Consider the following 16,101-nt stretch of genomic DNA (forward strand, 5'->3'; position numbering starts at 1 on the left):
CAATGCCGCACATTCTGATCGTCGAAGACGAAACCATCATCCGTTCGGCCCTGCGTCGCCTGCTCGAGCGGAACCAGTACCAGGTCAGCGAGGCCGGCTCGGTGCAGGAAGCCCAGGAACGCTTCAGCATTGCCACCTTCGACCTGATCGTCAGTGACCTGCGCCTGCCGGGCGCCCCGGGCACCGAGCTGATCAAGCTTGGCCAGGGCACACCGGTGCTGATCATGACCAGTTACGCCAGCCTGCGCTCGGCGGTCGACTCGATGAAGATGGGCGCGGTGGACTACATCGCCAAGCCGTTCGACCACGACGAGATGCTCCAGGCCGTGGCCCGCATCCTGCGCGACCGGCAGAATGCCCCGGCCGCCGCATCAACCGCCGAGCCACGCGCCGGTAACGGCAAGGCCGCCAGTGACAAGGCCAGCACCGCGCCGGCCAACGGCGAGATCGGCATCATCGGCTCCTGCCCACCGATGCAGGACATGTACGTCAAGATTCGCAAGGTCGCCCCGACTGACTCCAATGTGCTGATCCAGGGTGAATCGGGCACGGGTAAAGAGCTGGTCGCACGCGCCTTGCACAACCTTTCGCGCCGGGCCAAGGCACCGATGATCTCGGTGAACTGCGCGGCGATCCCGGAAACACTCATCGAATCGGAACTGTTCGGCCACGAGAAAGGCGCGTTCACCGGCGCCAACGCCGGCCGCGCCGGCCTGGTCGAGGCTGCCGACGGCGGCACCCTGTTCCTCGACGAGATTGGCGAACTGCCTTTGGAAGCCCAGGCCCGTCTGCTACGCGTGCTGCAGGAAGGCGAAATTCGCCGGGTCGGCTCGGTGCAGTCGCAGAAGGTCGATGTACGCCTGATCGCCGCCACCCACCGTGACTTGAAGAACTTGGCCAAGGCCGGGCAGTTCCGCGAAGACCTGTATTACCGCCTGCACGTGATCGCCCTGAAACTGCCGGCCCTGCGCGAGCGTGGCAGCGACGTCAACGAAATCGCCAATACCTTCCTCGCCCGCCAGAGCGCCCGCATCGGCCGCGACGACCTGCACTTCTCCCACGAAGCCGAACAAGCCATCCGCCACTACAGCTGGCCAGGCAACGTGCGCGAACTGGAGAACGCCGTGGAGCGCGCGGTGATTCTCAGCGAGAGCGCAGAAATTTCCGCCGACCTGCTGGGTATCGACATCGAGCTTGGCGATCTGGAAGACGACGACACGCTGGACAACCTGCCGACGCTCGCCAGTGCCAACAATGCCAGCCATGAGCCGACCGAGGACCTGTCGCTGGAGGATTACTTCCAGCATTTCGTCCTTGAGCATCAGGACCACATGACCGAGACCGAGTTGGCCCGCAAGCTCGGGGTCAGCCGCAAGTGCCTGTGGGAACGCCGACAACGCCTGGGCATTCCACGACGCAAGAGCAACGCCACCAGCGACAATTGATTCTGCATGATCTGATCGCGGGGCAAGCCCGCTCCCACGCACCAGACAAAGCTGGCGTGGGGGCAGGCTTGCCCCGCGATGCTTTGCGAGGGCGGTAACAGACCAGTTCCCGCAAAAATCTGTTACCCATGTTCGATGGCGTAACAGCCTTCGAGGCGTACGGTAACGAAATTTCTACATTTGCCCACCCTCGCACCCTGCCAGATTCGCCAGAACCCCCGGTTTCATTGGGTTTGCAAAAGTTGGCACGGCACCTGCTATATCTTTCGTACAAGAACAATAACAAGCACTGCAACTCAGAATAAGAACAAGACGAAACGGCTCACGCACAATAAGAACAAGACGGCGGAGGCGCAGCTAACTGATTCTTTTGGAGAGGAGTTGTGTTTGGGGCTTGCCCCACGATCAGGCAGAGAACAACAAAAACTGCACTCAAAAGCAGCACCTGAACTGATTGGATCGAAAGATCAGCATCATCTCGGCGACCAAAGCAATCCGTTTGCTCTTCACCCCAGGTTTTGGGGTCGTTCACAAGCTTCGAGATTTGTGAACAGGGCACTCAACAAAAACAAGAAGCCCAGCAGAAAAATAATAAGAGCACACAACGACTTGGTGGGGAGCTTCGGCTCCCCATGTCGTTTCTCCCCCTCCCGCATCACCGTCTACACAGCGCCTACACCATTCCCCCAGTAAATGCTAGAATCCCCGGCCATCATGCGGCCATTCTCCTATCCTTGGCCGAACATTCCTTCAAACAGTGCATCCCATGCTGAAGAAGCTGTTCCAGTCGTTCCGCCCGCCCGTCCGTGGCCAGCACCACAGGCGCACCACGCCTGAAGTGATCAACAAGAGCCAGCACTCGCTGCAGCGCAGCCAGTTCAGCCGCCATGCCGTGGGCATCGTCGAGCGCCTGCAGGCGGCCGGCTACCAGGCCTACCTGGTCGGTGGCTGCGTGCGCGACCTGCTGCTGGGCATCACGCCCAAGGACTTCGACGTCGCCACCAGCGCCACCCCTGAACAGGTGCGCGCCGAGTTTCGCAACGCCCGTATCATTGGCCGGCGCTTCAAGCTGGTCCACGTGCATTTCGGCCGCGAAATCATCGAAGTCGCCACCTTCCGCGCCCCACACTCAGATGAAGACCAGGCCGACAGCCACCGCTCGTCGCACAACGCCAGTGGTCGCATCCTGCGTGACAACGTATACGGCACCCTGGAAGAAGACGCGCAGCGCCGCGACTTCACCATCAACGCCCTGTACTACGACCCGGTCAGCGAACGCATCCTCGACTACGCCAACGGTGTGCACGATATCCGCAACCGCCTGCTGCGCTTGATCGGCGACCCCACCCACCGTTACCAGGAAGACCCGGTGCGCATGCTGCGGGCCGTGCGCTTCGCCGCCAAGCTGGACTTCGGCATCGAGAAACACACCGTGGCGCCGATTCGCAAGCTGGCGCCGATGCTGCGTGATATCCCGCCTGCCCGCCTGTTCGAGGAAAGCCTCAAGCTGTTCCTCAACGGCCAGGGTGCGATGACCTTCGAGATGCTGGTCGATCTGGAGTTGTTCGAACCCTTGTTCCCAGCCAGCAGCCATGCGCTGGAAGAACGCCCGACGTACACCCACACCCTGATCAGCCAGGCGCTGATGAACACCGACCTGCGCGTCAAGCAGGGCAAACCGGTAACACCGGCGTTCCTGTTCGCCGCGCTGCTCTGGCCAGCCCTGCCGGGCCGCGCGCTGTACCTGCAGAGCCAAGGCGTACCGCCGATCCCGGCCATGAACGGTGCGGCCCACGACCTGATCGCCGAACAGTGCCAGCGCATCGCGATCCCGAAACGCTTCACCCTGCCGATCCGCGAGATCTGGGACATGCAGGAGCGCCTGCCACGGCGCAGCGGCAAGCGCGCCGACATGATGCTGGACAACCCGCGCTTCCGCGCCGGCTACGACTTCCTGCTGCTGCGTGAAAGCGCGGGCGAGGAAACCGACGGCCTGGGCCAGTGGTGGACCGACTACCAGGACGCCAACGACAGCCAGCGCCGCGACATGATCCGCGAGCTCGGCAGCCGTGACGAAGGCGCCAGCGCCGGTGCCGGCCCGCGCAAGCGCAAACGCAGCGGCTCCAAGCGCAAGCGCGACGACGAGCAGGCCTGGGACTGAGCATGGCCACCCGTGCGTTCATCGGCCTGGGCAGCAACCTCGACCAACCCACCGAGCAGCTACGCAGCGCCTTCCAGGCACTGGACCTGATCGCCGACACCCGCCTGGCAGCGGCATCGGCGCTCTACACCAGTGACTCGCTGCTGCCCGGCCAGCCGCGCTACACCAATGCCGTGGCAGCCCTCGATACGACGCTGGCACCACTTGAGCTGCTCGACGCCCTGCAAGCCATCGAGAACGACCAGGGCCGGGTGCGCAAGGAACGCTGGGGCCCACGCACCCTCGACCTCGACGTACTGCTGTTCGGTGACGAGGTCATCGATGTGCCGCGCCTGAAAGTGCCGCACTACCACATGCAGGCACGCCCCTTCGTGCTCTACCCGCTCGCCGAGCTGGTACCCGCCGACTTCCGCCTCGCCGACGGCCGCCATCTGCAACACTTGCTCCAGGATTGCCCGTTCGTCGGCCTGGAACGCCTGTAATTCGGGCGTTCCAGAGGGCGGTAACGCCAGTAACACCCACGGCGTAACATTGCGGTAACACGGGTCATTGACTTCCCCCACCTCGCTCACGACTATAGGCGTCCCGTGGCGCCACTATGCCGCAATCACCCATTTAGGCTCGGACGGACCTGCACCCGAACATCACGATCGATGATGTGCCGCTCCGGAAGATGAATGCACGCGTTGTACGCAGTTGTTGTTCACAGCGCCTGAACGAGGATGCCCCTACATGCCTGAAGTAACCCTGACCACCCTGAACGGCCTCAAGGCCAAGGGTGAGAAAATCACCATGCTGACCTGCTACGATGCGACCTTCGCCAAGGCCGCGAGCGAAGCTGGCGTCGAAGTGCTGCTGGTAGGCGACTCCCTGGGCATGGTCCTGCAGGGCCATGACAGCACCCTGCCCGTCTGCAACGACGACATGGCCTACCACACCGCCAGCGTCAAACGCGGCAACGATGGTGCGCTGATCCTCACTGACCTGCCCTTCATGGCCCATGCCACTCCTGAACTGGCGTTCACCCATGCCGCCCAGCTGATGCGCGCCGGCGCCCACATGGTCAAGATCGAGGGCGCCGCCTGGCTGGCCGAGACCATCCGCCTGCTGGCCGAACGCGGCGTGCCTGTGTGCGCGCACATGGGCCTGACCCCGCAGACGGTCAACGTGCTCGGTGGCTACAAGGTCCAGGGCCGCCAGGAAGCCCAGGCGCGGCAGATGCGCGCCGACGCGATCGCCCTGGAGCAGGCCGGCGCCGCCATGCTGCTGCTCGAGTGCGTGCCCAGCGAACTGGCCGCCGAGATCACCCAGGCCGTCGGCATTCCGGTGATCGGTATCGGTGCCGGGAGCGCCACCGATGGCCAGGTACTGGTGCTGCACGACATGCTGGGCCTGTCGCTCAGCGGCCGTGTACCGAAGTTCGTGAAGAACTTCATGGCTGGCCAGCCTGACATCCAGAGCGCCCTGGCCGCCTACGTCCAGGCCGTGAAAGCCGTCAGCTTCCCCGCCAGCGAACATGGGTTCAGTGCATGAATACCGTCAAGACCGTCCGTGAACTGCGCGCCGCCGTGGCCCGTGCCCGCGGCGAAGGCAAGCGCATCGCCTTCGTCCCGACCATGGGCAACCTGCACAGCGGTCACGCCGCGCTGGTGACCAAGGCCGCCCAGCGCGCCGACTTCGTGGTCGCCAGCATTTTCGTCAACCCGCTGCAGTTCGGTGCTGGCGAAGACCTGGACACGTACCCGCGCACTCTCGCCGCCGACCAGGAGAAGCTGCTCCAGGCCGGTTGCCACCTGCTGTTCGCCCCCTCGGTCGAAGAAATGTACCCCGACGGCATGGCAGTGCAGACCCGCGTCAGCGTACCGCAGCTGTCCGAAGGCCTGTGCGGCGCCAGTCGCCCCGGGCATTTCGAAGGCGTGGCGACGGTGGTCAGCAAGCTGTTCAACATGGTTCAGCCCGACCTGGCCGTGTTTGGAGAGAAGGACTTCCAGCAGTTGGCGGTGATCCGCGCCATGGTGCGCGACCTGAACATGCCGATCCAGATCATCGGCGAGCCGACCGTGCGCGCCGAGGATGGCCTGGCGCTGTCGTCGCGCAATGGCTACCTGAGCCCGGAACAGCGCGCCGCCGCGCCGGCGCTGTACCGCACCCTGTGCGGCATTGCCGAAGCCATTCGGCGTGGCCAACGGGACTTCCCGGCACTGGTCGCCGACGGCCAGGCGCAGCTGGATGCGGCCGGTTTCCGTAAGGACTACCTGGAGGTGCGCCACGCCGTCACGCTGCGCCCGGCGCAGGCCGACGACCGTGACCTGGTGGTGATCGCGGCGGCTTATATGGGGAGCACGCGGTTGATCGACAATCTCTACCTGCACCTGGAAGAGCAGACCGCCTGACCGGCCCTGTTCGCCGGCAAGCCGGCTCCTACGAGGAGCGGGTTGCCGGTGAACCTGCGGCAAAAACCCCGCAAAAAATTCATAGTTCCCCCACCCGCCCCCCATTCCCGCCAAACGGCCAATGCCTATAATGGGCGACTTGCAACTGGCAAAGGTTGCCGGTGTCGAACCCTGACAATGCATTAAGGAAATCATTCGCAATGGCGTATTACCGTACCCCCCACGACGTGACGGCACTGCCCGCCTGGCAGGCGCTCCAGCAACACCGCGACGCCATGCAGGGCTTCAGCATGCGCGAAGCCTTCGCCGCCGACGGCAAGCGCTTCGAACAGTTTTCCCTGAGCAGCTGTGGGTTGTTCCTCGACTACTCGAAGAACCTGATCAACGAGCAGACCCGTGACCTGCTGGTGGGCCTGGCCAACGAAGTGGGGCTGGCGGACGCCATCCAGTCGATGTTCAGCGGCGAAATCATCAACGCCTCGGAAGGCCGCCCGGTGCTGCATACCGCGCTGCGCCGCCCGGTGGGCGACAAGCTGAGCGTGAACGGCGTCAACGTGATGCCCGAAGTGCACAAGGTGCTGAACCAGATCACCGAGCTGGTCGGTCGCATCCATGATGGCCTGTGGCGCGGCTACAGCGAAAAGCCAATCACCGATGTGGTGAACATCGGCATCGGCGGCTCGTTCCTGGGCCCCGAGCTGGTTTCCGAAGCCCTGCTGCCCTATGCCCAGCGCGGCGTGCGCTGCCACTACCTGGCGAACATCGACGGCAGTGAATTCCACGAGCTGTCGGCCAACCTGCGCGCCGAGACCACCCTGTTCATCGTCTCGTCGAAGTCGTTCAACACCCTCGAAACGCTGAAGAACGCCACGGCCGCGCGCACCTGGTACCTCGCCCAGGGCGGCTCGGAAGCCGAGCTGTACCGCCACTTCATCGCCGTGTCGAGCAACAAGGCCGCCGCCGTGGCCTTCGGCATGCGCGAAGAGAACATCTTCCCCATGTGGGACTGGGTGGGTGGGCGCTACTCGCTGTGGTCGGCCATCGGCCTGCCGATCGCCCTGGCCATCGGCACCGCCAACTTCAAGGAACTGCTGTCCGGCGCCTACACCATGGATCAGCACTTCCAGACTGCGCCGTTCGACAAGAACATGCCGGTGCTGCTGGCCTTGCTGGGCGTGTGGTACGGCAACTTCTGGGGCGCCCAGGCCCACGCGATCCTGCCGTACGACCACTACCTGCGCAACATCACCAAGCACCTGCAGCAACTGGACATGGAATCCAACGGCAAGAGCGTGCTGCAGGACGGCAGCCCGGTGAAGACCGATACCGGCCCGGTGATCTGGGGCGGCGTCGGCTGCAACGGCCAGCACGCCTACCACCAGTTGCTGCACCAAGGCACCCAGCTGATCCCGGCGGACTTCATCGTACCGGTGGTGAGCTTCAACCCGGTCGCCGACCACCACCAGTGGCTGTACGCCAACTGCCTGTCGCAGAGCCAGGCGCTGATGCTCGGCAAGACCCGTGACGAGGCCGAAACCGAACTACGCGCCAAGGGCATGAACGAAGACGACATCGCCAAACTGGCGCCGCACAAGGTGATCCCGGGCAACCGCCCGAGCAACACCCTGGTGGTCGAGCGCATCAGCCCGCGCCGCCTTGGCGCGCTGGTGGCGATGTACGAGCACAAGGTGTTCGTACAGAGCGTGGTCTGGGGTATCAACGCCTTCGACCAGTGGGGCGTGGAGCTGGGCAAGGAACTGGGCAAGGGCGTTTACCAGCGCCTGGTCGGCAGCCTGGAAGACAGCGCCGAGGATGGTTCCACTCAAGGCCTGATCAACTACTTCCGCGGCCGTCACCGCGGCTGATCGCCTTACCCCTGTAGGAGCCAGCCTTGCTGGCGAAGCGGCCAACACCGAAATTTCTGTGAACCGCCGGTTCGCCAGCAAGGCTGGCTCCTACAGGAACATCGCCCGACGCTACACTGTCCTATCGAATAGCCGCCGCAGTCCCTCGCTTCCACAAGAGCAGGACCACCCGCCATGTTCGATATCCGCAACTACCCCCAGGCCCTGGCCGTCAGCCAGGCCGCGCAACTCTCCAACGACGACTACCGCCGCCTCTATCGCCAGTCGATCGACGACCCCGACACCTTCTGGGCCGAACAGGCCAAGCGCCTGGACTGGATCAAGCCCTGGTCGACCGTGCAGCAATGCGACCTCAAGACCGGCAAGGCCCGCTGGTTCGATGGCGCCCAACTGAACGTCAGCCACAACTGCATCGACCGCCACCTGGCCCAACGCGCAGATCAGACCGCCTTGCTGTGGGAGGGTGATGATCCCGGCGACAGCAAGGCCATCAGCTACCACGAACTGCACCGCCAGGTCTGCCGCCTGGCCAACGCACTCAAGGCGCGCGGCGTGAGCAAAGGCGACCGGGTGTGCATCTACATGCCGATGATCCCCGAGGCCGCCTACGCCATGCTCGCCTGCACGCGCATTGGCGCCATTCATTCCGTGGTATTCGGCGGTTTCTCGCCCGATGCCCTGCGCGACCGCATTCTCGATGCCGACTGCCGCACCGTGATCACCGCCGACGAAGGTGCGCGCGGTGGCAAGCGTATTCCGCTCAAGCAGAACGTCGACAAGGCGCTCGCCAGCTGCCCGGCAGTCAGCAGCGTGCTGGTGGTCAAACGCACGGGGGCTGAAGTGGACTGGAGCCAGGGCCGTGACCTCTGGTATCACGAGGCGACCGCAACAGCGGGCGACGATTGCCCGGCCGAACCCATGGAGGCCGAGGACCCGCTGTTCATCCTCTATACCTCCGGCAGCACCGGCAAGCCCAAGGGCGTGCTGCACACCACCGGCGGCTACCTGCTGCAAGCCACCCTGACCTTCAAGGTGGTGTTCGACTACCGCGACGGCGAGGTCTTCTGGTGCACCGCCGATGTCGGCTGGGTCACCGGCCACAGCTATATCGTCTACGGCCCTTTGGCCAACGGCGCGACCTCGCTGATGTTCGAGGGCGTACCCAACTATCCCGACTCCTCGCGCTTCTGGCAGGTGGTGGACAAGCACAAGGTGAACATCTTCTACACCGCGCCCACTGCCCTGCGGGCACTGATGCGCGAGGGCCCGGCGCCCTTGCAGAGTACTTCGCGCCAGAGCCTGCGCCTGCTCGGCAGCGTGGGTGAGCCGATCAACCCGGAGGCCTGGGAATGGTACTTCGAGGCAGTCGGGCAAAAACGCTGCCCCATCGTCGACACCTGGTGGCAGACCGAGACCGGCGGCATCATGCTCACGCCCTTGCCCGGCACCCCCAGGCTCAAGCCCGGTTGCGCGACCCAGCCCATGTTCGGCGTGCAGCCGGTGCTGCTGGATGAAAAGGGCAAACTCATCGAAGGCCCCGGCGCCGGGCTGCTGGCGATCAAGGCCAGTTGGCCGGGGCAGATCCGCAGCGTCTACGGCGACCACCAGCGCATGGTCGACACCTACTTCAAGCCCCTGCCCGGCTACTACTTCACCGGTGACGGCGCGCGCCGCGACGCCGACGGCGACTACTGGATCACCGGGCGCATCGACGATGTGATCAATGTCTCTGGCCACCGTATCGGCACCGCCGAGGTGGAAAGCGCCCTGGTACTGCACGACAGCGTCGCCGAAGCTGCCGTGGTGGGCTACCCCCACGACCTCAAGGGCCAGGGCATCTATGCCTTCGTCACGCCCATGAGTGGTGTCACCCCGGACGATACGCTCAAGCAAGCATTGCTGGCGCTGGTCAGCAAGGAAATAGGCAATTTCGCCAGGCCCGAACTGATCCAGTGGGCACCAGCCTTGCCCAAGACGCGCTCGGGCAAGATCATGCGGCGTATACTGCGCAAGATTGCCTGCAACGAACTGGACAACCTGGGAGACACCTCCACCCTCGCCGACCCGAGCGTGGTCCAGGGCTTGATCGACAAGCGTCTCAACCAATAGCCGCGGCCCGGGTGGGCTGCCTTGAAGCAAAGGTCGCCATGGAAACCCTACGCCGTCGCATCGAAACCCAGGTCATGAGCCTCACCGGGGTGGCCCTCGGCCAGCTCGACCTGGAATCGCCCAAGGGTGACCCGGGCCTGTTCGGCCCGCAGAGCATCAGCTGGCAAGTGCACGGCGACTTCCCCAGCATGCTGGTGGGCGGCATCAGCGCGCTGATGCTGCAGGTGCTGCACCCCCTGGCCCTGGCTGGTGTCTGGGACCATTCGAACTTTCGCCAGGACCTGCTCGGCCGCCTGCGCCGCACCAGCCAGTTCATCTCTGGCACCACTTTCGGCTCGACTCGCGATGCCGAATGGCTGATCGACAAGGTGCGCACCATCCACCTCAAGGTGACCGGCACCGCGCCGGATGGGCGCCCCTATGCCGCCAGCGACCCCGACCTACTGACCTGGGTGCATGTGGCCGAAGTCAGCAGCTTCCTCGCCGCCCACCTGCGCTACCGCAACCCCAGCCTGCCACGCGCCGCCCAGGACCAGTACTACGACGAGATCGCCCTGATCGCCGAGCGACTGGGCGCCCGTGACGTGCCGCGCTCCTGCACGCAGGTCGATGAGTACCTGTACCGCATGCGCCCACACCTGCACTGCAGCGCCCGCAGCCTGGAAGTGGTCGACATCCTGCTCAAGGCGCCCGCGCCCAGCCGCCTGGCGCAACCGGTGGGCAAGCTGATGCTCAACGCGGGTATCGACCTGCTGCCAGAGTGGGCCAGCGACATGCTCGGCTTGCACCAGGGCGAACTGTCCCGGCGCATGATCCGCCTGGGCCTGAACAACACCGCGCCGGTATTGCGCTGGGCCATGCGCAATGGCTCGGCGCATCGCGCCAGACGGCGCATGGGCATCGAGTGAGGCTTTTTGGCCGGTTCAGCGGAACCGATTTAACGTGCCATACTCCAACCACTCCAGCCTGATACAGACGAAGCGACACATGCCCAAAGGATTGACCCGCGCCGTCGGCGCCCTGCTGGCCCTGGTGGCCCTGTACAGCCTGCTTGGCTTCCTGATAATTCCTGGTATTGCCCTGCGCATCGCCAATCAGCAACTGGCCCAGTACGCCACCGTGCCGGCCCACCTGCAACGCATCGAACTCAACCCGTTCAGCCTTGAGCTGACCCTGTGGGGGCTGCAGATCGGCGAGCCCGGCCAGGAGCAAGTGGGCTTCGAGCGCCTTTACGCCAACCTGTCCCTCGACAGCCTGTGGACCAAGGCCCTGCACCTGGAAGCGGTGGCGCTGGACAAGCCGCGCACCGAGCTGCTGTTCGCCAAGGACGGCAGCCTCAACCTCACGCAGCTGTTCAAGCTGCCGCCCAGCGAAGCCAAGCCTGACGAGCCGCCCAGCGACCCATTCCCGCTGCGCATCGGCAGCATCAAGCTCAGCGAAGGCTACCTGCACTTCCAAGACCTGCGCCCGAGCGAACCGATCGAGTTCCTCTACGACTCGATGAACCTCGAGCTGAAGAACCTCAGCACCCTGCCCGACGACAACGCCGACATGACCCTGGTGGCCAATGGCCCGGCCGGTGGGCGTATCGACTGGAGCGGCACCCTGAGCCTGGCCCCGATTGCCTCCGAAGGCACGCTCAAGGTCACCGAGGGCAAGATGAAGGCGTTCTGGCCCTATGTGCGCGATGCCGTGCCCCTGGTGCTCGAAGAAGGCGTGGTCAGCCTCGACACCCACTACAAGCTCAACCTGGCCAAGGAAACCGAGCTGCTGCTGGACAACACCTCGGTGCGTGTCGCGCCTTTCGCCATCAAGGCGCCGGATGGCCGGCCACTGGCGCGCCTGGCCAGCCTGGAGGTGAGCGAAACGTCCATCGACCTGGCCAAGCAGCGGGTCACAGTCGGCAAGATCCGCAGCGAAAAACTCGAAACCTGGGCGGCCCTGGAAAGCGACGGCCAGCTCGACTGGCAGAAGTTGTTCGCCAGCCAACCAGCAAAAGCCACGCCCAAGGAAAAGGCCGAACCTGCCGCCGCCGAACCAAGCGAACAGGAGAAGGCCGCCAAGGAGCCGAGCAAGCCCTGGCAGGTGCTGCTCAAGGATGTACAGGCGCGCAACTACCTGGTCCACCTGGCCGACCGCAGCCAGAAGGCGCCGGTGGCGCTCGATGTCGGACCGCTCAACCTCGACCTGCAGAACTTCGACAGCCTCAACCAATCGCCCTTCACCCTCAAGCTCGACACCGGCGTGGGCAAGCAGGGCAAGCTGCAGGCGGCCGGCCAGGTCAACCTGGCGCGGGTCAGCGCCAAACTGGATGTCGCCACCCGTGACATCGACCTGCGCGTGGCCCAGGCCTACATCAGCCCGTTCATCCGCCTTGAACTGCGCAGCGGCATGCTCTCCAGCGACCTCAAGGTCGACCTCAAGAGCACCGAGCCACTGGCCTTCACCATTGGTGGCAAGGCTCAGGTCGACCAACTGCACACCCTCGACACCATCAAGAACCGCGACTTCGTCAAATGGCAGCAGGTCAACGTCGATGGCTTGAGCTACGTTCACGGCGACGCCCTGTCGATCGACAAGGTGACCCTGCTGCAACCCTATGCGCGCTTCATCATCAACGAAGACCGCACCACCAACATCGACGACCTGCTGATCCCGCAGCCGGCCGGCGCACCGGCGGCCACCCAGGCCAAGCCGGCCGGTGGTGGCAGCACCAAGCCCCTGGGCATCCATGTCGGCCAGATCAGCATCAATGACGGTTCGGCCAACTTCGCCGACCTCACCCTCACGCCCAACTTCGCCACGGCCGTGCAGCAGCTCAACGGCCAGATCGGCACCCTCGACAATCGCAAGCCGCAGCCGGCCAAGGTGGACATCAAGGGCAAGGTCGACCGTTATGCACCGGTGACCATCAAGGGCGCGCTCAACCCGTTCAACCCGCTGGCCAGCCTGGACATCGCCACCAGCTTCAAGCGTGTCGAGCTGACCACCCTGACGCCCTACTCCGGCAAGTTCGCCGGGTTCCGCATCCGCAAGGGCCGCCTGAACCTCGACCTGCACTACCTGATCACCAATGGCCAACTCAAGGCCGAGAACAAGGTGGTGGTCGAACAGCTGCAGTTGGGCGAGAAGGTCGACAGCCCCGACGCCGTGGACCTGCCCATCCGCCTGGCGATCGCGTTGCTCAAGGATACCGACGGCAAGATCTCCATCGAGCTGCCGGTCTCCGGCGACCTCAACAACCCACAGTTCAGTGTCATGCCGATCGTCTGGCAGACCCTGCGCAACCTGGTGCTGCGCGCGGCTCAGGCGCCGTTCAAGTTCATCGGCGGGCTGGTCTCGGGCGGCGGCGCCGAGGATCTCGGTACCGTGGCCTTCGCCGCGGGCTCGAGCGACCTGACCCCTGATGCCCAGTCTGCCCTGGACAAACTGGCGTCCGCGCTCAAGGAGCGCCCGGCGCTTCGCCTGGAGATCGAAGGCACCGCGGCCCAGAACAGCGATGGCCCGCTGATCGCCCAACAGCGCCTGGAGCGCGAGTACCAGGCCACCTGGTACAAAATCCTCCAGCGCCGTGGTGACAAGGTCCCGGCCAATGCGTCTCTGCTGGTGGTCGACGACAGCGACAAGCCGGCGATGCTCGAGGGCATCTACCGTACACGCCTGAAGCAGCAGCCACCGGCCGAGTGGGACAAGCTGGGGCGTGACGAACGCACCGCCAAACTGCGTGAGGCGGTGATCAAGTCCTGGGCCGAAAGCGCCCCGCTGCTGCGCACCCTCGGCCAGGAACGGGCCGCCAGCATCAAGGACTACCTGGTCGACAAGGGGCAATTGGCCGATGACCGGGTGTACTTCATCGACACCACCCTGGGTCAGGCCGAGAGCGATGGCCGGGTAATCACGCCGTTGCACCTGGACGCCGAGTAAGCGCCCGACGCTTTGCCTGTAGGAGCGGCTTCAGCCGCGATGAGGACGCCGCGGTGTATTGCACCCGCTTCGCGGGTGATCGCGGCTGAAGCCGCTCCTACAGAGTCCGTCTCAGATCACCAATCCCAGCCGCTGCCCCGACACCGCCGGGTGATACAGCGGCTGCACCTTGTTCCCCGCTGGGTCCAGCAGATGAAAGCTGCGTGCGCCATCACCATGGTTGAAAGGCCGGTCCAGCAGGGTCACGCCATGGGCCTTGAAGTACTGGTACCAGGCTTCCAGCTCTTCCACGCTGTCGACGATGAATCCATAGTGATCCAGGGTCTGCAAGCCATTGGCGGCACCCGCGCCACGCCCCAGCGAGAGGTTGTCGTTACCGCAGGTGAGGTACACCAGGTCTTCGTTGGCACGGTTGAGTACCTCCATGCCCAACACGTCGACGTAGAAGCGCTCGCACTCCTCCAGGTTGGGCACCAGCAGGGCGATGTGGCGCAGGCCGTTGAGGCGACCGGGACGGGCAGGTAGATCGGACATGGTCGTGACTCCTTTTTTGTATACAATTCGAAAGCGAATTTAAAACAAAAGGAGACACCTGTGTATAGCCTGTTCATCAAGACCCGCGTCAAGCCTGGAACGGCAGAAGCCTTCCTCAGCGCCATCCAGCTCAATGCCGCCGCCTCGGTGGCCAACGAGCCCGGTTGCCTGGTGTTCGATGTGTCGCAGGATCGCGAGGACCCGGAGGTGATCTACCTGTACGAGATCTACCGCGATGACGCGGCGTATGAGGCGCACACGCAAACCGCGCACTTTCGCGACAGCCGTCCGCTGGTGGAGCCGCTGATCGTCGAGCAGGTGTGTTTCGAGGGCGAGGTGGTAGCGCACAGGTATTTGTAGGCGCGGCTTCAGCCGTGATGCAGGCAACGCGGTGCCTGGCACCCGCTTCGCGGGTGATCGCGGCTGAAGCCGCTCCTACAGAGGTCGCGCCCAATCAGTGGATTGCGATTTGTTTCATGAGCGCCGGTTGCTGCAGCAACCACTGCGCAATAGCTTGGCTGCCTTCGCGGCCAGGATGCAGGTGATCGCCAGAGTCGTGGCAAGCCTGCAGACGGTCCGGGTGGTGCGGGTCCCTCAGCAATGCATCCAGGTCCAGCACGCCGTCAAACCCGCTGTCCTCACGCATCCATTGGTTGAGTCGATGGCGCAAGAGCTCCTTGCCTGGTTGATGGAATGCCTCGAACGGCGTGCCGGCGAACGCGCCCTTGAACGGGGTCAGCGTCATGCCTAGCACGCTGATGCCACGCCCATGGGCGGCTTCGATGAGTGCGGTGTAACCGGCCTGCAGCGTTTCCAGCGTGGGCAACGCACCGTCAGGATCGATGATCGAGTCGGCCCACCCCAGGTCGTTCAACCCCACCTGCACGATGACCATGGCCACGCCTGGCTGACTCAACACATCCCGCTCGAATCGATTGAGCACGCTGATACCCAACCGGTCACGCAACAATCGGCCACCCGACTGCCCGGCATTGATCACGGCGATGCCCTGCGGTGCCAAGTGGCTGGCCAACAGGTCGGCCCAACAGCCATGGCTGTTCTTTTCCAGGCCATGGCCATTGACCAGCGAATCACCGATCACCGCCAGCGCCACGCCCTGCCCCAGCACCTCGACCGCGTTGACCAGCACCCGCACGTTCAACGGCTGCGCGTCGGGCAGCGGTACGTCGTTACCCGTCCGGTCACCGGGCTCGATGCTGCCGGTCTGGCGGGCGTCCCAGTGAAAGGTCGTGGGGGTGAAGTCGCTCGGTAGGTAGACAGCCAGCTCCAGGTCGGCCAGATCGGGTACCGGCAGCTCCAACGGGTCACAGCGCAAGCGTTCACCGGCAGCCAAGGTGACGCGATGACTACCGCCAAAGGTGAGGTCTGCCCAGGCACTGACCTGCCCTTGTTCACGTAGGGCCACCCGGCAGCGACCGAGGGTTAGCGGGGTATCGCCATACTCGTTGGAGAACACCAGTCGCACCCTCTGCCCACCCCGGCTGATACGCAGGGGCTGGCGCACGGTACACGCACCGGCCATCGACGGCAGCTGGGTGGGAAATGGCAGTTCAGTGCCCCAGGCCGGTTGGGCCGGAGCCGTCCAGGTGGAAATCCAGGCGGCGCCCACCGAGGGCGAGAATTCGGAGGAGGAAACAGACACGCGGAAA

The 16,101-nt window shown here is 64.4% G+C and carries 12 protein-coding genes; 10 read left to right on the forward strand and 2 right to left on the reverse strand.

From position 1 onward, the window contains the following. Positions 1-2: 2 nt before the first annotated feature. The 9 genes from IM733_RS15740 to IM733_RS15780 all read left to right on the forward strand — a co-directional run bounded on the left by IM733_RS15740 (position 3) and on the right by IM733_RS15780 (position 13,897). Complete coding sequence (locus tag IM733_RS15740) at positions 3-1,445, forward strand: sigma-54-dependent transcriptional regulator (protein WP_248917502.1); 1,443 nt, start codon at positions 3-5, stop codon at positions 1,443-1,445. A 766-nt stretch (positions 1,446-2,211) separates the two neighbouring features. Beyond that, positions 2,212-3,606: a polynucleotide adenylyltransferase PcnB gene (locus tag IM733_RS15745; protein WP_248917503.1), complete on the forward strand. Its 1,395-nt coding sequence runs from the start codon at positions 2,212-2,214 to the stop codon at positions 3,604-3,606. A 2-nt stretch (positions 3,607-3,608) separates the two neighbouring features. Further along, positions 3,609-4,088, forward strand: coding sequence for a 2-amino-4-hydroxy-6-hydroxymethyldihydropteridine diphosphokinase (gene folK / locus IM733_RS15750; protein WP_248917504.1), 480 nt, complete (start codon positions 3,609-3,611; stop codon positions 4,086-4,088). Between the two features lie 250 nt (positions 4,089-4,338). Then, the gene (gene panB / locus IM733_RS15755; protein WP_248917505.1) at positions 4,339-5,139 is read left to right on the forward strand and encodes a 3-methyl-2-oxobutanoate hydroxymethyltransferase; all 801 of its coding nucleotides are present in this window, start codon (positions 4,339-4,341) and stop codon (positions 5,137-5,139) included. Next, positions 5,136-5,999, forward strand: coding sequence for a pantoate--beta-alanine ligase (gene panC / locus IM733_RS15760; RefSeq protein ID WP_248917506.1), 864 nt, complete (start codon positions 5,136-5,138; stop codon positions 5,997-5,999). Before panB ends, panC begins: the two co-directional genes overlap by 4 nt. A gap of 200 nt (positions 6,000-6,199) precedes the next feature. After that, positions 6,200-7,864, forward strand: a complete 1,665-nt coding sequence (pgi, locus tag IM733_RS15765; protein ID WP_248917507.1) for a glucose-6-phosphate isomerase — start codon at positions 6,200-6,202, stop codon at positions 7,862-7,864. A gap of 174 nt (positions 7,865-8,038) precedes the next feature. Continuing rightward, positions 8,039-9,973 carry an acetate--CoA ligase gene (acs, locus tag IM733_RS15770; protein ID WP_248917508.1) on the forward strand — a complete coding sequence of 645 codons (1,935 nt, stop codon included), beginning with the start codon at positions 8,039-8,041 and terminating at the stop codon, positions 9,971-9,973. A gap of 38 nt (positions 9,974-10,011) precedes the next feature. Beyond that, positions 10,012-10,881 carry an oxygenase MpaB family protein gene (locus IM733_RS15775; protein ID WP_248917509.1) on the forward strand — a complete coding sequence of 290 codons (870 nt, stop codon included), beginning with the start codon at positions 10,012-10,014 and terminating at the stop codon, positions 10,879-10,881. A 79-nt stretch (positions 10,882-10,960) separates the two neighbouring features. After that, positions 10,961-13,897, forward strand: coding sequence for a DUF748 domain-containing protein (locus IM733_RS15780; protein ID WP_248917510.1), 2,937 nt, complete (start codon positions 10,961-10,963; stop codon positions 13,895-13,897). A 111-nt stretch (positions 13,898-14,008) separates the two neighbouring features. Here the strand turns inward: IM733_RS15780 and IM733_RS15785 are convergent, their stop codons facing one another. Next, positions 14,009-14,431, reverse strand: a complete 423-nt coding sequence (locus tag IM733_RS15785) for a VOC family protein (RefSeq protein ID WP_248917511.1) — start codon at positions 14,429-14,431, stop codon at positions 14,009-14,011. 60 nt (positions 14,432-14,491) lie between these two features. Between IM733_RS15785 and IM733_RS15790 the strand changes: the two genes are divergently transcribed. Beyond that, entirely contained in the window at positions 14,492-14,791 is a 300-nt protein-coding gene (locus IM733_RS15790) for a putative quinol monooxygenase (protein ID WP_248917512.1), read from the forward strand. A 94-nt stretch (positions 14,792-14,885) separates the two neighbouring features. Here IM733_RS15790 and IM733_RS15795 read toward each other — a convergent pair whose 3' ends face one another. Next, complete coding sequence (locus tag IM733_RS15795) at positions 14,886-16,094, reverse strand: SGNH/GDSL hydrolase family protein (RefSeq protein ID WP_248917513.1); 1,209 nt, start codon at positions 16,092-16,094, stop codon at positions 14,886-14,888. Positions 16,095-16,101 lie beyond the last annotated feature (7 nt).

It is taken from the genome of Pseudomonas entomophila (assembly GCF_023277925.1).
GTDB lineage: Bacteria > Pseudomonadota > Gammaproteobacteria > Pseudomonadales > Pseudomonadaceae > Aquipseudomonas > Aquipseudomonas entomophila_D.